We start from the raw sequence: 18393 nt of genomic DNA on the forward strand, positions 1-18393 counted from the left end.
CGTGCGGGCGACCACGACGTGAACACCACCCGACCGCTCCGTGACACCGCGTGCGTCCCCCGTCCGAGGGGGCTACCGTCGCCCTCGTGAACCGCTCCCGCGTGCACCGTCGCCCGCCCTTCCGTCCGGTCCCGCTCGCCGCAGCGGCCACGATCGCCGCGCTGCTCGGCACCGGGGTGGTCGCGGCGCCGGCCACCGCCGCCACCGCGACCGGTGCTGCGGGGGTGACCACGGCCTCCCGGCCGGTCACCGACCCCGCCGCCTCCGTCGACCCGTTCATCGGGACCAGCCACGACGGCAACACCTGGCCCGGCGCGACCGCGCCCTTCGGGATGATGCAGTGGAGCCCGACCGGCACGAAGGGCGACCAGACCTCGACCCCGGTCGCGAACGGCTACTCGTACGACGTGAACCGCCTGCGCGGGTTCAGCCTGACCCACCTCAACGGCGCCGGCTGCGCCCCGGGCGCCGCGGGTGACGTGCCGATCATGCCGATCACGACGGCCGTGACCACGTCGCCCTCCGCGGACACCACCGACGCGGTCTACGCCGCCGGGTACTCGCACGACCAGGAGTCCGCCAGCCCCGGCCGCTACTCCGTCCAGCTCGACAACGGTGTCCGCACCGACCTCGCCGTCACTACCCGTGCCGGCATCGGCGAGTTCGCGTTCCCGGCCGGGCAGGCCGCGAACCTGCTGTTCCGCACCTCGAACTCGATCAACGGCAGCGAGTCCGCCGACACCCGCGTCGACGCCCGCACCCGCACGGTGAGCGGCAGCGTCCTGACCGGCGGGTTCTGCAGCCGCCGCGCGAACGGCGGCGGCGCCACCAATCCCGACCGCCGCAGCTACTACCGCCTGTACTTCACGGCCACCTTCGACCGCGACTTCACGACGACCGGCACCTGGAAGGACGGGACCGCCCAGCCGGGAGGCACGCACGCCTCCGGTGGGGAGGGGTACCTCACCGGCGCCGACCGTGCCGGACGCGGCTCCGGCGCGTGGGTCGGCTTCGACGCGCGTCGCGGGGCCACCGTGCACGCCCGGATCGGCATCTCGTACGTCAGCGCCGCGGGCGCAGTCGCGAACCGGGACGCCGAGGTGCGGAAGCACGCGAGCGTGGCCAGCGTGGCGGCGGCGACCCGAGCCTCCTGGAACCGCGAACTGTCGCGCATCCGGGTCGGTGGCGGCACCGCGGACCGGACCACGCAGCTGTACACGTCGGTGTACCACGCGCTCATGCAGCCGAACACGCTGAACGACCGCGACGGCCGGTACCTCGGCCCGGACATGCGGGTGCACCGCATCGACCGCGGGCACCGCGCCGTCTACGGCACGTACTCCGGCTGGGACCAGTACCGGGCGCAGATCCAGTTGCTCGCCCTGCTGCGGCCGGACGTCGCCGGGGACATGGCCCAGTCGATGCTGCGGTTCGCCCAGCAGAACGGCGGGATCTGGGACCGGTGGCTGCACCTCGGAGCGCCGACCCACGTGATGACCGGTGACCCCTCCGCGGCGACGCTCGCCACCTGGTACGCCATGGGGGTCCGGAACTTCGACGTCCGTGCCGCCTACCAGTCGCTGCGGAAGCAGGCGACCGTGCAGAACGCCGATGCGCTGAGTGACATCGGGTGCCCGGGGCAGTGCCTCGCGCAGCGGCCCGGGCTCGACCAGTACCTGCAGCGCCAGTACGCGGCGAACGACGACTGCCACTGCTGGGGCGGCGCCGCCGAGACGCTCGAGGACTCGATCTCCGACAGCGCCCTCGGCTCGTGGGCCTCGTCGCTGGGACTGCGGTCCGACGCCCGGATGTTCGCCGCCCGTGGCACGTACTGGAAGAACACGTTCAACCCGGCCGTCGGGTACCAGGCAGCCCGGCAGGCCGACGGGTCCTGGACGCCCGGGTGGGCTCCGTCCACCGGCGTCGGCTTCGCGCAGGGGACCAGCGCGCAGTACACCTGGCTCGTGCCGCAGGACGTCAGCGGCCTGTCCGCTGCCCTCGGTGGTGACGCGGCTGCGGTCGCACGCCTGGACACCTTCTTCCACGACGAGTCCGGTGCCTTCGCGGTGACCGGCGGCGACGCGACGAAGTTCGACCCGACCAACGAGCCCGACATCCACACCCCGTGGATGTACAACGCGCTCGGCCAGCCGTGGAAGACGCAGGAGACCGTCCGCCGGGTCGTCGACGACGCCTACGGCACCGGTCCGAGCGGACTGCCCGGCAACGACGACCTCGGCACGATGAGCGCCTGGTACGTGTTCGCCTCGATCGGGCTCTACCCGCAGACGCCGGGACGGGCCGAGATGCTCATCGGCAGCCCGACGTTCAGCACGGTCGACATCCGGCGGGCGACCGGGCAGCGGATCGTGATCCGGTCCTCCGGCACCGACCAGTACGTGCAGGGTGCGCGGCTCGACGGTCGGACGCTGACGGGGTCGTGGGTGCCGGCGTCCTTCGTGAACCGGGGTGGCACGCTGTCGCTCCGGGTCGGGGCGACGCCGGACACCGAGTGGGCGACCGCCCCTCGGGACCGGCCGCAGGACCGGTAGCAGGGCACCCGGCCCCGTGTGCGAGCATGCCGCCATGCGGAGCCACCACGTCAGTCAGGTCATCCCGGCGGCGCCAGAGGTCGTCTACGAGTACGCGTCGAACGTGGACAACCTGCCGGAGTGGGCGGCCGGCCTCGCCCAGGGCGCCGTCGTCCGGGACGGGGACGAGCTGCTGGTCGACTCCCCGATGGGGCGGGTCGCGGTCCGGTTCGTCGAGCGGAACCACTTCGGCGTCCTCGACCACGACGTGACCCTGCCGTCCGGGACCGTGGTGCGGAACGCAGTCCGCGTGATCGGACATCCCGACGGCGCAGAGGTGGTCTTCACCGTCCGGCAGATCGAACTCGACGACGCCGCGTTCGCGCGGGACGTCGAGGCGGTCGCGGCCGACCTCGAGCGACTCGCACAGTGCGTCCGCCGCAAGCCCGGCAGCTGAAGTGCGGTCCGCGCACTGGTCCTGCGCGCCGAGCACTAGTGTTCGTGCCATGCAGCATCGCCGCCCCACCGCCCTGATCGGGATCGTCCTCGTCGTCTGCGGGGCCGTGATGCTCGTCGTCGGCGGCGTCAGCAACGCGAACACCCCGGCGGGGGACGCGGACATCGGCGCCGGTGCGTGGTTCGTCGGCGGGATGGTCGTCGTCCTGGTCGGACTCGTCGTCTGGGCGGTCCAGGGCGTCCTCGCGCAGCGCCGGGCAGCGCGCAGCCAGGGTCGCTAGTCCCCGGCCGGCCGGCCAGTCGTCCGCGCCCGCTGAGCGCCCTCGCCGACCGCCGGGTCCGAGGCTCCGGAGACTTCCCACAGGAGTGCTCCGCCGGGTCCGAACGCTCCCTAGGCTCCCGCTGTCAGACGACCGTCTGACGAAAGCCGACGACGAGCCGACGAGGACCCGATGAGCGCTGAGACCCCCGTGACCCCCGCGATCCCCACCACGACCACCGAGCACTGGACCGAGGGCGTGCCGCGCACCGCCGTCGACGCCCTGCTCCGCCCGGGCGGCCTGGCCGTCGTGCCGACCAAGGTCGGCTACATCCTGATGACCACCGACCGCGCCGGCCTCGAGCGCAAGTTCGACGCGAAGCAGCGCAACCGGAACAAGCCCGGTGTCGTGCTCGTCAGCTCGCTCGAGATGCTCCGGTCCATCGCCCAGCTCACCCCCGAGATCGACGCCCTGTACCAGCGGTGCTGGGACGAGGACGTCCTGCTCGGGTGCATCCTGCCGTGGAGCGACGCCGGACGTGCAGCGCTGCCCGAGGACGGTTCCGACGAGCTCATGACGGACACCCGCGGCACGTCCTGCTTCGTGATCAAGTTCGGCGTCCCCGGTGAACTCGCCGCCCGCGAGCTCTGGACGCAGCACGGCCGCTTCGCGTTCGCCAGTTCCGCCAACCCGTCGGGGACCGGCAACCGCGGTGTCGTCGCCGGCATCGGCGAGCGGATCGCCGAGTCCGCCGACGTCGTCATCGAGGCCGACGACTACGTGGCCTCGATCCAGCCGGAGGCGACCGCCGAGACCCGCTACGAACAGGGCGTGATGGTCTCGATGGTGGACGCGGCCGGTGTGCTCGTGCCGCAGCAGGACGGCCAGCGCTCAGTGACCCCGGCGCCGACGCTGATCCGGAAGGGCCTGGCCGTCGACCGGATCATGGGCCTGCTCGCCGACACGTTCACGAGCTGGGACTACCGGCAGGGCGAGTACTACTGATCGAGCGGCTGCCCGGCGCCCCACACCCGGAGCACGTCGAGCGCCGGTGACAGCGCGACCAGGTCCGCCGCGAACCCGGGCGCGAGCCGTCCGAACCGGTCGCCGAGTCCGATCGCCCGGGCCGGCACGCTGGTCAGGGCCGCCACGGCGTCGGGCAGCGACTGCCCGGTGAGCCGCACGGCGTTCCGCAGCGCGACGTCCTGCGTCAGCGTCGAGCCGGCGATCGTGTTCGTCCCGGTGACGTGCGCGACACCGTCCGTCACGGTGACGTCGAGCGACCCGAGTCGGTAGGGGCCGTCGGCAGCGCCGGCGGCCCCCATCGCGTCGGTGATGAGGGCGATCCGGCCGGGGGTGGCGCGGAACAGCGTGCGTGCGGCAGCCGGGTGCACGTGCACGCCGTCGAGGATGAGTTCGAGGGTCACCCGCTCGTCCTCGACGGCGGCACCGATCGGCCCGGGGCGGCGGTGGTGCAGCCCCGGCATCGCGTTGAACGCGTGCGTCAGGACGGTCGCGCCGGCGTCGAACGCGGCGCGCGCCTGCTCGTAGGTGCCGACGGTGTGCCCGACCGCGACGGTCACCCCGGCCTCGACGAACCGGCGGACGGCCTCGAGTGCACCGGGCAGCTCGGGCGCGATCGTCACCTGGCGGATCACGCCCTCGCCTGCGGCGAGCAGTGCCTCGACGGCGGCGGGTGTCGGAGCCACGAGGAAGTCCTCGTTGTGGGCACCCTTGTTGTCCGGCGACAGGAACGGCCCCTCGAGGTGCGCCCCGAGCAGCAGTGGATCAGTCGCCATCACGTCGCGGATCCGCCCGAGCGAGCGCACCAGGTCCGGCACCGGGTTCGCCACCAGGCTCACGACCGAGCGGGTGGTCCCGTGCGCCCGGTGGGCTGCCAGGGCCGCGCTGAAGTCGTCGTCCTCGTACGCCTGGGTCGCCCCGCCGTGTCCGTGCAGGTCGACGAATCCGGGCACCAGGGTCGCGTCGCCGAGGTCGACGACCTCGTCCGCGTCCGGTGCGACGCCCGTCCCGGCCTGGAGGATCGTTTCTCCGCCGACGAGCACCCACCCGTCCGGCACGGGGCCGGCCCCGTCGACCAGGCGGGCGGCGCGGACCAGGGTGGTGCGGGTCTCCAGGTCGTCTGGTCGACCCGCGTCGGACGGACGGCCGACGCGGGACGGGAGGCGCGCGTCGCTCATGCGGTCTCCCGCCGGGCCGTGACGATCCCGCTGACGGCGGCCACGACGACGAAGACGAGTCCGACGGCCGGGTGGCCGAGCGAGATCCAGGTGGCGCCGGCCGCGATGACGAGGGCGACCTCGACGATGGTCTTGCCGACCACGTCGGTCTCGATCGGCGAGCGCGGCGAGCGGAAGAAGTACCAGACCACCGCGGCGAACAGCGGTGCGCCGACGATGAAGAACAGGGCCGGGAACGGGTACGGCCAGGTCAGGTACCCCCAGTACGCCAGGGACAGCAGGCCGAAGGCGCAGACGACGAACCGGACGACGCTCCAGACGTCGATCCGTCGCTGCGAGGTGGCCGGAGCAACCGGGACGTGGTCGTCACCGGGGTCGATCGGGCTGCGGGGTGCGTCGCGCATGACCGGCCCTACTTGAAGATGATCGTGCGCGCACCGTCGAGGAGCACACGGTCCTCGGCGATCCAGCGCACGGCCTGGGTCAGGGTGCGGGACTCCTCGTCCTGCCCGATCGACACGAGCTCGGCGGGTTCCTTCGTGTGGTCCACGCGGACGACGTTCTGTTCGATGATCGGCCCCTCGTCCAGGTCGCTCGTGACGAAGTGGGCGGTGGCACCGATGAGCTTGACGCCACGGGCGTGCGCCTGCCGGTACGGGTTCGCGCCCTTGAAGCCCGGCAGGAACGAGTGGTGGATGTTCACGGCACGACCGGCCAGGGCAGCGCAGAGCTCGGGGGAGAGGATCTGCATGTACCGGGCGAGGACGACGAGCTCGATGTCGTGCTCGTCGACCGCCTCGAGGATCCGGCGCTCCATGGCGGCCTTCGACTCGGCGTCGGTGACGGGCCGGTGCTCGAACGGCACCGAGTAGAACGACGCCAGCTCGGCCAGGTCCGGGTGGTTCGCCAGCACCAGGGGCACGTCGATCGGCAGCTGGCCGCCGCGCTGCCGGTAGAGCAGGTCGTTCAGGCAGTGCCCGGCCTTCGACACGAGCACGAGGGTCCGCATCGGACGACCGACGACGTCGAGCTGGACGCGCATGCCGTAGCGCTCGACGACCGGGGCCAGGGACTCCTGGAAGGTCTGCCGGTCGACCGGCGCCATCACCTGCAGGCGCATGAAGAACGTGTTCGTGTCGGCGCTCGAGAACTGCTGCGACTCGGTGATGTTGCCCTCGGCCGCGACCACGGCTCCGGACACGGCGTGCACGATGCCCGGCTGGTCGTCGCAGACCAGCGTGAGGGTCCAGTGCGTGGGGTTCTCGGGCGTCGGGTCGGTCACCGGTTCAGGGTACCGGGGCGTCGACCGGGTCGCTGGCGTCACCGAGCAGCGGGCGCAGGGTCGCGACGAGGGCGGCGCTGCCGTCGGGGTCGTCGCCGAACCACCGGTTGCTGGCGTGCACGACCGGGTACGCCTGGCTCAGCAGGTCGCGGCCCGCCGGGGTCAGTCGGATCCGGGAGAGCCGGCCGCGTCCCCGCTCCGTGCCCCGGTCGAGCAGCCCGCGCTCGCCGAGTCCGGTGACGAGCGGCGTCATGCTCTGCGGCCGGACGCCCACCGCTCGTGCGAGGTCCGCCTGGCTGAGCCCGTCGGCCGCGGCGAGCTGCACGAGGACGCCGAACTCGACCGGGGTCAGGTCGAGCGGGTCCAGTTCGGCCGCCAGGCGTCGGGCGAGTTCGCGCGCGGCCCGGATCACGGTCCACGCGGCGATGGCGTCGACGTCGTCTCGCGTCGCTGAGAACTCCCGGGGCACACGTCGATCGTACGGCGTAGCGTTCGTTATCAGAAAGCTGATACCGAACGCCGCGGGTCCGGCCCGCACCACCAGGAGGAACCATGCGACACCATCGCAGTCACCGGCGCGACCGGCGACGTCGGCGGCAAGACCATCGAGATGCTGCACGCCGACGGCGCCGACGTCCGTGCCGTCGTCCGCCGCCCCGACCAGGTCCGGGCCTTCCAGGACCGCGGCATCGACGCCCGCCTCGCCGACCTGGACGACGGCGAGGCCCTGACCACCGCACTCGAGGGCGTCGACCAGCTGTTCATCGTCACCGCCGCCACCGAACGCCAGGCGGAGCACGGCATCACCGCGGTCCACGCAGCCCGTGCCGCCGGGGTCCGTGCGATCGTCCAGCTCTCCGGCGGGGACGCGGCGGAACACTCGCCGATGCCCTGGGCCAGTGCCATCTGGCGGATCGACCGGGCAGTCCGGGCGAGCGGCCTGGAACGCACGATCCTGCACCCGTCCGGCTTCATGACGAACCTGGTCCCCTCCGGACCGGCGATCCGCCGCGGGGTCTTCCCACAGACGATGGGCGACGGCGTCATCGGCTGGATCGACACGCTCGACATCGCCCGCGTCGCCAGCACGGTCCTGCAGGGCGGGGTCCACCACGGCGACGAGCCCGTCCTGACCGGGCCGGAACTGCTCGACGGCCGCGGTGTCGCCCGGGAACTCAGCAGCGGACTCGGCCGGCCCGTGCGCTACCTGCACCTGCCGAGTCGGGTCTTCGGCGGCATGCTGCGTCTGACCGGCATGCCCGCCTGGCAGGCCGAGGGGCTCCGGCAGCAGTTCGGCGTGGTCGCGCGTCGGGGGCTCGACGGGGTCGACGTGCTCACGCACGAGGTCGAGCGGATCACCGGCAACGCGGCGACCCCGCTCTCCGGGTGGGCGCGGGCACACCGGCGGGAGCTGCTGGGGCGGTGACCCGCCGGTCGCGAGACCGGGACGGGACGGACGGGAGGCCCGTGGCGGCCGTGCTGCGTGCCTCCCGTCCGGCAGACGCACCGGCGAGCAGCGCCGTCAGCGTGCGGAGATCGTGACGACCAGGTGCTCCTGCACGTACCCGAGCCAGTCGTAGACGTCCCGCAGCCCGACGCTGCCGTCGTCCTCGTCCAGCCCGTTGTCCGCCGTCGCACGGTCGACGATGCCCAGCCGGTCCGCGATCGTCAGCCGCAGGTCCGTCAGCGACCGGAGCCACGCCTGCTCGTCCGACCGGCTCAGTGCGCCCTCGCGGGAACCCGTCAGCCACTCGTGGACGACGGCCGCGTTCGCGGACTTGGCCGTGCGCAGGTCCTCCTGCGTGAAGCGGCGGAACTCGGCGCTGGCCTCGTCGTCCTCGGGGTAGGCGTCCGGGAACATCCGGACCGCAACCGGGTCCGTCGCCAGGTCGTGGTCCAGGACCTGGCGCAGCTGCTCGACCAGCGAGGTGAGGACGGCGCGCTCGCCGGCGGCCAGTCCGAGGTGCACGCCGTCGGCGCGGCGGACGAAGGGGATCACGCGGCGGGGGCCCGGTCGACGGTCGCCTGCAGGCCGTAGCCGTGCATGGCCTCCACATGGCGTTCCATCTCCTCGCGGTGGCCGGTCGCGACGACCGCCCGGCCGTCGGAGTCGACCTGGTGCATCAGCCGCTCGGCCTTCGCGCGCGGGAACCCGAAGTAGGACTCGAAGACGTAGGTGACGTACGACATCAGGTTGACCGGGTCGTCCCACACCACGGTCGTCCACGGGACGTCCGCGCGCACCGAGGTCCGCTCGTCGACGTCCGGACTCAGCATGGTCATGGAGTCAAGGGTGACACGAACCGGTGGCCTCGGTACGATCGAGGGGTCGCGACTGGCGTTGGATGGGTCACCATCGGGAAGCGACACCTGACACGGTGCGCGGCCGTACGCCTGGGCCGCAACCAATCGTCCACCCCGTCGTGCGTCTGCTCGGCGGTGTCGCGCCCCGGCGCGCCAGACAACGAGGAGTCCCGTGTCCATCACCGACCTGTCGCCCGCAGCGACCCAGTCGTCCTTCAACGCCCCCCTCTCCGAGGTCGACCCGGAGATCGCCGCCGTCCTGCAGCAGGAGCTCGGGCGTCAGCGCGACTTCCTCGAGATGATCGCCTCCGAGAACTTCGTGCCGCGCGCGATCCTCGAGTCGCAGGGCTCCGTCCTGACGAACAAGTACGCCGAGGGCTACCCCGGCAAGCGCTACTACGGCGGCTGCGAGTACGTCGACGTCGCCGAGCAGCTGGCGATCGACCGTGCGAAGGCGCTCTTCGGTGCGGCGTACGTCAACGTCCAGCCGCACTCCGGCGCGACCGCGAACGCCGCCGTCCTGCACGCCATCGCCTCGGCCGGGGACACCATCCTGGGCCTCGAGCTCGCCCACGGCGGTCACCTCACCCACGGCATGAAGCTGAACTTCTCCGGCCGGATCTACAACGCCGTCTCGTACGGCGTCGACCCGGAGACCTTCGAGGTCGACTACGACGACATCCGCGCCAAGGCCATCGAGCACCAGCCGAAGGTCCTGATCGCCGGCTGGTCGGCGTACCCGCGCCAGCTGGACTTCGCGAAGTTCCGTGAGATCGCGGACGAGGTCGGCGCCAAGCTCTGGGTCGACATGGCGCACTTCGCCGGTCTCGTCGCCGCGGGCCTGCACCCGTCGCCCGTCCCGCACGCACACGTCGTCTCCTCGACCGTGCACAAGACCCTGGCCGGCCCCCGCTCGGGCATCATCCTGTCCAACGACGAGACACTGTTCAAGAAGCTGAACTCGGCCGTGTTCCCGGGGCAGCAGGGTGGCCCGCTCATGCACGTCATCGCGGCGAAGGCCACCGCGTTCCTGCTCGCCGGCACCCCGGAGTTCAAGGACCGCCAGGAGCGCACCATCCGCGGCGCCCAGGCCCTCGCGGCCCGTCTGACCCAGCCCGACGCCAAGGGCGCGGGCATCGACGTCCTGACCGGCGGTACCGACGTGCACCTGGTGCTCGTCGACCTGCGCGAGTCCGAGGTCGACGGCAAGCAGGCCGAGGACCTCCTGCACGAGGTCGGCATCACCGTGAACCGCAACTCGGTGCCGTTCGACCCGCGTCCGCCGATGGTCACCTCGGGTGTCCGCATCGGCACCTCGGCGCTGGCGACCCGCGGGTTCGGCGACGCCGAGTTCGCCGAGGTCGCGGACATCATCGCGCTGACGCTGATGCCGAACCCCGACGTGGCAGCACTCTCGGCCCGGGTGAAGACCCTGACCGACGCGTTCCCGCTCTACGCGTGAGCGACACGACGGTCCCCCTGCCCGCCGAGCGGTGGGCAGGGGAGGGCTCCGCCGTGCGCATCGACGGCACCGCCCTCGCCGCCCGGACACTCGACGACCTGAAGGTCCGCATCGACCGGCTGCACGACCACGGCTTCCGGCCCGGTCTCGGCACGATCATGGTCGGACAGAACCCCGGCTCGGTGTCCTACGTCGCCGGCAAGCACCGCGACTCGGCGCAGATCGGGCTCGACTCGATCCGCATCGACCTGCCGGAGACCGCCAGCGCCGCGGACATCCGCGGAGCGATCCTGCAGATGAACGACGACCCCCGGGTCACCGCGTTCATCGTGCAGCTCCCGCTGCCGCAGGGGATCGACCCGATCCCGATGCTCGAGCTGATGCACCCCGCGAAGGACGCCGACGGCCTGCACCCGACGAACCTCGGCGAGCTCGTGCTCGCCGTCCCCGGTGGTGCCGGCACGATCGACGCCCCGCTGCCGTGCACCCCGCGCGGCATCGTCGCGATGCTCGAGGCGTACGACATCCCGATCCGGGGCCAGCACGTCACGATCATCGGCCAGGGTCTGACCGTGGGCCGGCCGCTCGGACTGCTGCTCACCCGCCTCGAGGCCACCGCGACGCTCACGCACTCGCTCACCGAGGACGTCGCCGCCGAGTGCCGCCGTGCCGACATCATCGTCGCGGCCGCCGGGGTCGCCGGGCTGGTGCAGCCGGACTGGGTGAAGCCCGGCGCGGCGGTCATCGACGTGGGCATCAGTCGCGTACTCGACGAGGGTACGGGCAAGGCCAAGCTCCGCGGCGACGTGGACCCCGCGGTCGCCTCGGTCGCCGGGTTCCTGTCGCCGACGCCGGGTGGTGTCGGTCCGATGACCCGCGCGATGCTCATGAAGAACGTCGTCGAGGCGGCGGAGCGCCACCTGCACTAGCCGCGCTGCCGTGCCGAGTCGGGTCCGCCAGGCCGAGCCTCGGCTGTGCGGACAGAATGCGGCGCACGTGCGCCGAGTCGGGTCCTCGTGGCCGAGCCTCGGTTGGCGCGGCGGCCGGGAGGCGCGGCGCGCGCCGACGACGGCGGCGCCGGACGGCGCGTGGCACCGTCGGCACCCGCAGAACCGCAACCGCCTCGCGCCACAGTTTCCCGTGGTGCGAGGCGGTTGCTGTTGTGCGTAGGCGCCGCAGGTGCGGCAGGGCGCGGCGCGCGCCCGCGGCCGCGCGCTACGCGTCGCGGCGCGCGCCCTGCGCCGCGCGCACCGTGAACACGGACGGCTCGCGGTACCCGGCGGCGGCGAAGGCTGCGGTGACGGCCGCGGCGATCCGGTCACGGGCCTCCCGGTCGACGAGCGCGATGGCCGCGCCACCGAACCCGCCACCGGTCATGCGCGCGCCGACGGCGCCGTGCTCGACCGCGGTCGACACCGCCAGGTCGAGCTCCGGCACCGAGATCTCGAAGTCGTCGCGCATCGACTCGTGCGAGGCGACGAGCAACGAGCCGATCGCCCGGGGCCCCTGCTCGCGCAGCGTCCGGACGGTGTCGAGGACGCGCTGGTCCTCGGTCACGATGTGACGCACCCGACGGAAGGTCTCGTCGTCGAGCAGCTCCTGGGCACGCGGCAGATCGTCGACCGACACGTCGCGGAGGGCGGGGACACCGAGCACCTCGGCGCCCTTCTCGCACGAGTCACGACGGGCCTTGTAGCCGCCGGTCGCGTGGGCGTGCTCGACGCGGGTGTCGACGACCAGGATCTCGAGGTCGTTCGCCTCGAGCGCCAGGTCCACCACGGCGGTGTCGAGCGTGCGGCAGTCGAGGAACACGACGGCGTCCTGCTCGCCGAGCAGCGACGCGGACTGGTCCATGATGCCGGTGGGGGCACCGACGGCGTGGTTCTCGGAGTACTGGCCGACGCGGGCCAGGGTCTTCCGGTCGAGCCCGAGGTCCCACAGGTCGGTGAACGCCAGGGCGACACCGCACTCGATCGCGGCACTCGACGACAGTCCGGCGCCGACCGGCACGTCCGAGTCGATGAAGACGTCGAACCCGGTGCGGTCCGACAGATCCGCGCCGGCCTGCTCGCGGAGCGCCCAGGCGATGCCGAAGACGTACGCCGACCAACCCGTCATGCGGGCCGGGTCGAGCTCGTCGAGGGACAGCGACACCGGGCCGCCCTCCGGGTCGAACGACGACGCGACGCGGATGACCCGGTCCTCGCGCGGCGCGATGTCCGACGTGGTCCGCCGGTCGATCGCGAAGGGCAGCACGTACCCGTCGTTGTAGTCGGTGTGCTCACCGATCAGGTTGACGCGGCCGGGGGCGGAGTACCGCACCGCCGGCTCGTACCCGAACACCTGCTGGAACGTCATGCTCGTTCGATCCCTCCTCGGATGAACTCGGCGGCCTTCTCCGGGACGAGGTCCCCGATCCAGGCGCCCATCGCGGCCTCACTGCCGGCCAGGAACTTCAACTTGTCCGCCGACCGACGCGGGGACGTGATCTGCAGCATCAGCCGCACGGTGTCGCGGCCGGTGTGCACGGGGGCCTGGTGCCACGCGGCGATGTACGGGGTCGGGTCGCCGTAGAGGGCGTCGAGACCGCGGGTGAGCCGCAGGTGCAGGTGCGCGAGCTCGTCCTTCTCGGCGTCGGTGAGCCCGGCGAAGTCCGGCACGTGGCGGTGCGGCAGCATGTGGATCTCGATCGGCCAGCGCGCGGCGAACGGCACGAAGGCGGTGAAGTGCTCGCCGGCGAGGACGACCCGCTCGGAGCCGCGCTCGTTCGCCAGGTGCTGCTCGAACAGGTCCGGGCCGAAGCGCTCGATCGACGACAGCAGTCGCTGCGTGCGCGGGGTCACGTACGGGTACGCGTAGATCTGGCCGTGCGGGTGGTGCAGGGTGACGCCGATCGCCTCGCCCCGGTTCTCGAACGGGAACACCTGCTGGATGCCGGGCATCGCGGACAGCGCGGCGGTGCGGTCCGCCCAGGCCTCGACGACGGTGCGGGCACGCGACTCGGAGATGGACGCGAACGAGCCGCTGGTCTCGGGGGAGAAGCAGACGACCTCGCAGCGGCCGACCGAGCGGAGCTGCCGGTTCAGGCCGACGTCCGACAGCGACTCGAGGGTCGACGGCGCGTCGTCGCCGACCAGGTCCGGCCCGAAGGACGGCGACCGGTTCTCGAACACCGCGACGTCGTACCGGCTCGGGATCTCGGACGGGTTCGCGGCCGTCTGCGGTGCGAGCGGGTCCTGGTCGGCGGGCGGCAGGAACACCCGGTTCTGCCGCGCGCTCGCGATCGACACCCACTCGCCGGTCAGGACGTCCTGGCGCATCCGGGCCGTCGCCGGCCGCGGGTCCAGGACGCGCTCGTCGATGCTGCGCTCGGCGGGCAGCGTCGAGTCGGCGTCGTCGAAGTAGAAGAGGTCGCGGCCGTCCGCGAGCGTCGTCGCACGTTTCGTGATCACCGCTGCACTCTACCCTCGCGCGAAGGGTTGCGAAAGCAAGTGGAAGCAGACGAAACTCGTGCTGTGACGTCTGACGAGCCTCCCGTCCTGCCGGCGCTGCTGCGCCAGGACCGCATCGTCGCGCTCCTGGACGGTGCCCCGGGCATGGTCCGGACCGCGGCGCTGGCCGCCGCCGTCGGCACGAGCGAGGTGACGGTCCGCCAGGACCTGGCCGCGCTCGACCGGGAGGCCCGGATCCGCCGGGTGCACGGCGGTGCCGTCCGCCTCGGGGCCGGGTCGCGTGAGCGCCCGCTCGAGGAGACCGCCGTCGAGAACAGCACCGCCAAGGCCGCGATCGGCCGTGCCGCGGCGGACCTGGTGCGCTCGGGGCAGTGCATCGTCCTCGACGTCGGCACCACGCCCGCGGCCGTCGCCGAGGCCCTCGTCGCCCGCGAGGACCTGGTCGACGTCACGGTCGTCACGAACTCGCTCACCACCGCGCTCGCGCTCGAACGGGCCGTCCCGCGGTTCACCGTCGTCGTCACCGGGGGCACGCTCCGACCGCTGCAGCACTCGCTCGTCGCACCGTTCAACGCGACCGTGCTGCCGATGCTGTCCGCGGACCTGGTGTTCCTCGGCGGCACCGGGCTCGACGTCGCGCACGGCCTGACCAACGTGAACCTGCCCGAGACCGAGGCGAAGCGGGTCCTCGCGGCGGCGGGCAGGCGTACCGTCGTCGTCGCGGACGGGTCGAAGTTCGGCCGGGCCGACATCGGCGTGGTGAGCACGCTGCAGGACGTCGACGTCGTCGTCACCGCGGGCGTCAGCGCGGACGCGGTCGACCCGATCCGGGCGGCCGGCGTCCACGTGGTCGTCGCGGACGGACCAGCGGGGACGACCCGCGCATCGGAGAGGAAGCAGACCCCATGAGCACAGCGGCCAGCACAGCAGCCCCCACGGGCGGTCAGTACCACCTGCGGCACGCCGGACCGGACGGTGTCGTCGAGGCCGTCGTCACCGAGGTGGCCGCCGGCATCCGCGAACTCCGGGTCGCGGGCTTCGACCTCACCGAGCCGTTCCCCGCCAGCGAGGCTCCGGCCGGGGCGAACGGCATCGTGCTCGCACCGTGGCCGAACCGCGTCGCCGGAGGTGCCTGGCAGCTCGACGGGGCGACGCAGCAGTTGGACATCTCGGAGCCGAAGTACGGCAACGCGTCGCACGGGCTGCTCCGCTTCGCGCCGTACCGCGTGGTGGACCAGACCGAGTCGTCGATCGAGCAGCAGGCCACGATCCACCCGCAGCACGGCTGGCCGTTCACCCTCGAGACCCGCGTGCACCACGAGCTGGTCGAGGACGGCATCCGGATCACCCACACGGTGACGAACCGCTCGGGTCGCCCGGCGCCGTTCGCCATCGGGTCGCACCCGTACCTGCGCGCCGGCGACACCCCGGCCGAGGACCTGGTCGTCCGGCTGGACGCCGCGACGGCGTTCACCGTCGACGACCGGAAGATCCCGAACGGCACGCAGCCCGTCGCGGGCACCGACCTGGATCTCCGCGCGGGCCGCCGTGCGGGCGACTCCGACCTGGACACCGCCTACACGGACGTGACGCCCGACGACGAGGGCATCCGTCGCACGACGCTGCACGGGCCGGAGGGCGACGGTGTCGAGCTGTGGCAGGACGCCTCGTTCCCCTACGTGCAGGTCTTCACATCGCGCGAGTTCCCCCGCGGAGACGGCAGGGGGCTGGCGGTCGCCGTCGAGCCGATGACCGCACCCGCCGACGCGCTGAACTCGGGCGAGGGGCTGCGCTGGCTGGGAGCCGACGAGTCCTGGACGGGCTCGTGGGGGATCCGCCGCGTCTGGTCCTGACACGCCGTCACTGGTTGGCTGGCTACCTGGCTGGGTGGTCGCCGTCGCGACTTCCGGTCAGCCCCGGCGCATCCGCAGGGCCTCGACGGCGAGTGATTCGCTGGGGTAGCGACCGATCTCCTGCGCCCACGCCGGGTCATCGCCGCGCAGCGCGAGGAAGTCCTTGCGCTGGCGGACGACGTACCCGAGCACGGCGGTGGCGGTCGCGACCTCGGTGAAGTCCTTGCGGATGTGGCGGACGCTGACCGCGGCCCCGCGCCGCAGTGCGTCGAGCAGCAGCTCGTCACTCATGGTCGTCCCGGTGACGGCGGCGAGCTCCACGAGGCGGCGCGCGTCACCGGTGGAGCTGGTCTGCGTGGCGTCGATGGGCTCGATCACGATGTACCCCGTTCGGTGTGGTTCGTTCAGTGCTGGTGTCCCGCGGTGAGCGGAACCAGGAACGACCATATCGAGGCGAATCCACCAGCCGGCTGAGCGGTGCACTGATGTGGACAGAGTGCCGGCCATGGATCACCTGGGGACGACTTGTACCCCGAGACGTCAGCTGGCGCGGCCCAGGTCCCACACCGGCGGCACGTACTCGCGGGACCAGCCCTCGCGGAGACGTGTCACCGCACGGTCGAAGGACTCGAGCAGGTCCATCTCCGGCCGGACCATGGACTGCAGCTGGAGCCCCTCGTACGTGGCCAGGAGCTGCTCGGCACCGCGGGACGGTTCCATCGTGTGCGGCTCGCGACCGGCGGCGATGTCCTGCATGAGGCTCTGCTGCACGAAGGCGTGGAACTTGCGCCAGCGGGCGTGCAGCATCGGCGCGAGCGGGTGCTTCGGCGCTGCGGCGATGTTCAGCGTCGAGGTCAGGAAGCGCATCAGCGACGGGTCCTCGACGTTGGCGGTGACGATCGCGCGGAGGAACCGGATGGTCCCGAACTCGGCGGCGAGGGGCGTCAGCGGCGTCGTGCGGCGGTCGTTCCACCGGTCGATCGTCGCCAGGAGCAGGCCGTCCCAGCTCGGGAACGACGCGTCGAGGGTCTCGGGGGTGGCGTTCGCCTCGTCGGCGACGCGGGCAGGGGTGACTTCGTGCAGGGGCAGTTCGTGGAGCACCCGGATCATCGCGTCGACGATCTGTGTACGGGTGAAGACGTCGTCGTGCGGTGCGGAGTCCATGGTGGGGCTGGGCATGTCAGCACCACATCACATCGTCGCCGTGCCGGGGTACCCCCACAACGAGCATCCTGTCCGCGGTGCGAGACGACGAGGAACCCGGAGGTGGTCCGACCAGAGGTGGGCCCCGTGGGGCTCGAACCCACGACCCTCGGATTAAAAGTCCGGTGCTCTACCAACTGAGCTAGAGGCCCTCGCCCCCAAGGGTATCGGGAGAGCAGCGCCTACACTGTCGCGGTGCCTCGCGAACACCACCGTCCCGTCCAGTTCACCGATGCCGAGTTCGCTGCCCTCCAGGGTGGTGAGGACCCGGCGCTGGTCAACCGCGTCGCCCACGACACCGCCAACGCGCTGCTGCACCGGGTGCGCGCGGACCCGGACCCGGCCGTCGTCGAGCGCCTGGTCACCTACACGGACGTGCACGGCATCGAGGCGATCGCGGAACTGTGGGCCCGCGTGGGTCCGCACACCCTGCCCGGGGCGCTGTGGCGGATCTACCTGGTCCGCACCGTGATCCGGCAGAACCCGGAGGAGATCGCGTACCTCTTCGAGCGGGGCACGGAGCTGATCGGCACGATCGACCAGGCGGTCGCGGGGGCCGAGGAACCGACGGGGCCGGCGGAGATCCTGACCCTGTCGGACCGGATCCTGCACGGCCTCTACACGGGGGACTTCGCGGTGGCGCTCGAGCGCGGAGCGGCGTTCGCGCGGCTGACGGCGGCGGGCGCGACCTCGGTGGCGGACGACGCCGACGTCTCAGCCGCGGAACGTGCCTCGGCGCTGACCACGCGAGCCTTCCGGCTGGCGGAGCTGGCCGAGGACCTGTCGGCCGCGGCGGCGATGTGGCGTCGCGAGAGCCTGGACTGACGCGGACGGCCCGAACAGCACGGCCCGACACGGACAGGGCGGGCACAGCCCGTCACGGACGCAGCCACCCACGACGGTGAGCCGACGGGCGGACCGCTGGCGCGCCTCCCGGCCGTGGCGCGGGAACCGTCCGGATCCGGACATGAGAAGACCGGGCCGCAGAAAGCGCCTCTCGGCGCGAGGCCGCTCGAAGCGGCGAATATTGGAGCCCGGGGCTTGCTGCGGCCCGGCGTCTCCAAGTGTACGAGACGTCTGCCGCGTCGTCCCCAGGTGTTCACTCTCGGTGGACAGATCCGACCCCCGGGCGCGCCGTCGCGCGCGGAGCGACCGGCCGGGAGGCGCGTCCCGGCCGCACCGTCGGCCCACCTCGGTCCGACAGCGGCCCACCTCGATCCGAAGCGTTCCTCACGCATTTCCGCCCCGACCCAATCCGACGGGGCGACGGTGCCGAATCATCACCGTGGGAGTCGCAAGACGCCCACACGAGGTCCCCGGACGACCCGGGCCCGCTCGCGGGTCAATTCCCTGTGGGTCGTCCGGGGACCTCGTCACACCGACCGGCAC

At 72.4% G+C, this 18393-nt stretch carries 20 protein-coding genes, 1 tRNA gene and 1 riboswitch; of the genes, 10 read left to right on the plus strand and 11 right to left on the minus strand.

Features of this window, described 5'->3' with window-relative positions; genetic code table 11:
* Nucleotides 1-86: 86 nt before the first annotated feature.
* The 4 genes from SOM35_RS14960 to SOM35_RS14975 all read left to right on the plus strand — a co-directional run bounded on the left by SOM35_RS14960 (nt 87) and on the right by SOM35_RS14975 (nt 4252).
* The gene (locus SOM35_RS14960) at nt 87-2552 is read left to right on the plus strand and encodes a GH92 family glycosyl hydrolase (RefSeq protein ID WP_320516008.1); all 2466 of its coding nucleotides are present in this window, start codon (nt 87-89) and stop codon (nt 2550-2552) included.
* A 34-nt stretch (nt 2553-2586) separates the two neighbouring features.
* Nucleotides 2587-2988, plus strand: coding sequence for an SRPBCC family protein (locus tag SOM35_RS14965; protein WP_320516009.1), 402 nt, complete (start codon nt 2587-2589; stop codon nt 2986-2988).
* 49 nt (nt 2989-3037) lie between these two features.
* Nucleotides 3038-3268: a hypothetical protein gene (locus SOM35_RS14970; RefSeq protein WP_320516010.1), complete on the plus strand. Its 231-nt coding sequence runs from the start codon at nt 3038-3040 to the stop codon at nt 3266-3268.
* A gap of 171 nt (nt 3269-3439) precedes the next feature.
* Complete coding sequence (locus SOM35_RS14975) at nt 3440-4252, plus strand: L-threonylcarbamoyladenylate synthase (RefSeq protein WP_253465002.1); 813 nt, start codon at nt 3440-3442, stop codon at nt 4250-4252.
* On the opposite strand, the gene nagA is transcribed toward SOM35_RS14975, so the two are convergent.
* The 4 genes from nagA to SOM35_RS14995 are packed head-to-tail and all read right to left on the minus strand — an operon-like array spanning nt 4246 to nt 7199.
* On the minus strand, nt 4246-5448 hold the full coding sequence (gene nagA / locus SOM35_RS14980; RefSeq protein ID WP_320516011.1) for an N-acetylglucosamine-6-phosphate deacetylase: 1203 nt from the start codon (nt 5446-5448) through the stop codon (nt 4246-4248). The two genes, SOM35_RS14975 and nagA, sit on opposite strands and share 7 nt — an antisense overlap.
* A complete protein-coding gene (locus SOM35_RS14985; RefSeq protein ID WP_301223518.1) occupies nt 5445-5852 on the minus strand; it encodes a YrdB family protein in 408 nt (135 codons plus the stop codon). Before SOM35_RS14985 ends, nagA begins: the two co-directional genes overlap by 4 nt.
* 8 nt (nt 5853-5860) lie before the next feature.
* Complete coding sequence (purU, locus tag SOM35_RS14990; protein ID WP_111073844.1) at nt 5861-6730, minus strand: formyltetrahydrofolate deformylase; 870 nt, start codon at nt 6728-6730, stop codon at nt 5861-5863.
* Between the two features lie 4 nt (nt 6731-6734).
* Nucleotides 6735-7199 (minus strand): MarR family winged helix-turn-helix transcriptional regulator, encoded by a 465-nt coding sequence (locus tag SOM35_RS14995; RefSeq protein WP_301223517.1) that lies wholly within the window; start codon nt 7197-7199, stop codon nt 6735-6737.
* A 93-nt stretch (nt 7200-7292) separates the two neighbouring features.
* Between SOM35_RS14995 and SOM35_RS15000 the strand changes: the two genes are divergently transcribed.
* A complete protein-coding gene (locus SOM35_RS15000; RefSeq protein ID WP_320516070.1) occupies nt 7293-8156 on the plus strand; it encodes an NmrA family NAD(P)-binding protein in 864 nt (287 codons plus the stop codon).
* 96 nt (nt 8157-8252) lie between these two features.
* Here the strand turns inward: SOM35_RS15000 and SOM35_RS15005 are convergent, their stop codons facing one another.
* Together SOM35_RS15005 and clpS are read right to left on the minus strand one after the other, a co-directional pair.
* Nucleotides 8253-8729, minus strand: a complete 477-nt coding sequence (locus tag SOM35_RS15005; RefSeq protein WP_320516012.1) for a DUF2017 family protein — start codon at nt 8727-8729, stop codon at nt 8253-8255.
* Nucleotides 8726-9013 carry an ATP-dependent Clp protease adapter ClpS gene (clpS, locus tag SOM35_RS15010; RefSeq protein ID WP_111052343.1) on the minus strand — a complete coding sequence of 96 codons (288 nt, stop codon included), beginning with the start codon at nt 9011-9013 and terminating at the stop codon, nt 8726-8728. Before clpS ends, SOM35_RS15005 begins: the two co-directional genes overlap by 4 nt.
* A gap of 38 nt (nt 9014-9051) precedes the next feature.
* A riboswitch (ZMP/ZTP riboswitch) is annotated at nt 9052-9137 on the plus strand.
* Between the two features lie 69 nt (nt 9138-9206).
* Between clpS and glyA the strand changes: the two genes are divergently transcribed.
* Nucleotides 9207-10496: a serine hydroxymethyltransferase gene (gene glyA, locus SOM35_RS15015; protein ID WP_414648580.1), complete on the plus strand. Its 1290-nt coding sequence runs from the start codon at nt 9207-9209 to the stop codon at nt 10494-10496.
* Nucleotides 10493-11425: a tetrahydrofolate dehydrogenase/cyclohydrolase catalytic domain-containing protein gene (locus SOM35_RS15020; RefSeq protein ID WP_308118775.1), complete on the plus strand. Its 933-nt coding sequence runs from the start codon at nt 10493-10495 to the stop codon at nt 11423-11425. The genes glyA and SOM35_RS15020 overlap by 4 nt, the downstream gene beginning before the upstream one ends.
* Before the next feature lie 286 nt (nt 11426-11711).
* Here SOM35_RS15020 and galK read toward each other — a convergent pair whose 3' ends face one another.
* Together galK and galT are read right to left on the minus strand one after the other, a co-directional pair.
* Nucleotides 11712-12854 carry a galactokinase gene (galK, locus tag SOM35_RS15025; protein WP_320516013.1) on the minus strand — a complete coding sequence of 381 codons (1143 nt, stop codon included), beginning with the start codon at nt 12852-12854 and terminating at the stop codon, nt 11712-11714.
* The gene (galT, locus tag SOM35_RS15030; protein WP_320516014.1) at nt 12851-13948 is read right to left on the minus strand and encodes a galactose-1-phosphate uridylyltransferase; all 1098 of its coding nucleotides are present in this window, start codon (nt 13946-13948) and stop codon (nt 12851-12853) included. The genes galK and galT overlap by 4 nt, the downstream gene beginning before the upstream one ends.
* A 63-nt stretch (nt 13949-14011) precedes the next feature.
* On the opposite strand from galT, the gene SOM35_RS15035 reads away from it, so the two are divergent.
* Nucleotides 14012-14857 (plus strand): DeoR/GlpR family DNA-binding transcription regulator, encoded by an 846-nt coding sequence (locus SOM35_RS15035; protein ID WP_221851256.1) that lies wholly within the window; start codon nt 14012-14014, stop codon nt 14855-14857.
* The gene (locus SOM35_RS15040) at nt 14854-15801 is read left to right on the plus strand and encodes an aldose 1-epimerase family protein (RefSeq protein WP_320516015.1); all 948 of its coding nucleotides are present in this window, start codon (nt 14854-14856) and stop codon (nt 15799-15801) included. Before SOM35_RS15035 ends, SOM35_RS15040 begins: the two co-directional genes overlap by 4 nt.
* 57 nt (nt 15802-15858) lie before the next feature.
* Here SOM35_RS15040 and SOM35_RS15045 read toward each other — a convergent pair whose 3' ends face one another.
* From SOM35_RS15045 to SOM35_RS15055, 3 genes are all read right to left on the minus strand, one after another.
* Nucleotides 15859-16179 (minus strand): hypothetical protein, encoded by a 321-nt coding sequence (locus SOM35_RS15045; RefSeq protein ID WP_253464970.1) that lies wholly within the window; start codon nt 16177-16179, stop codon nt 15859-15861.
* Nucleotides 16180-16341: 162 nt separating this feature from the next.
* Nucleotides 16342-16980, minus strand: coding sequence for a TetR/AcrR family transcriptional regulator (locus SOM35_RS15050; protein WP_301222494.1), 639 nt, complete (start codon nt 16978-16980; stop codon nt 16342-16344).
* Between the two features lie 103 nt (nt 16981-17083).
* Nucleotides 17084-17156: transfer RNA gene (locus SOM35_RS15055), tRNA-Lys, on the minus strand.
* A gap of 43 nt (nt 17157-17199) precedes the next feature.
* Here SOM35_RS15055 and SOM35_RS15060 point away from each other — a divergent pair.
* The gene (locus SOM35_RS15060) at nt 17200-17829 is read left to right on the plus strand and encodes a DNA-directed RNA polymerase subunit beta (RefSeq protein WP_320516016.1); all 630 of its coding nucleotides are present in this window, start codon (nt 17200-17202) and stop codon (nt 17827-17829) included.
* The last annotated feature ends 564 nt before the right edge of the window (nt 17830-18393 follow it).

Origin of the sequence: Curtobacterium sp. CFBP9011 (genome assembly GCF_034045095.1) — a bacterium.
Lineage (GTDB): Bacteria > Actinomycetota > Actinomycetes > Actinomycetales > Microbacteriaceae > Curtobacterium.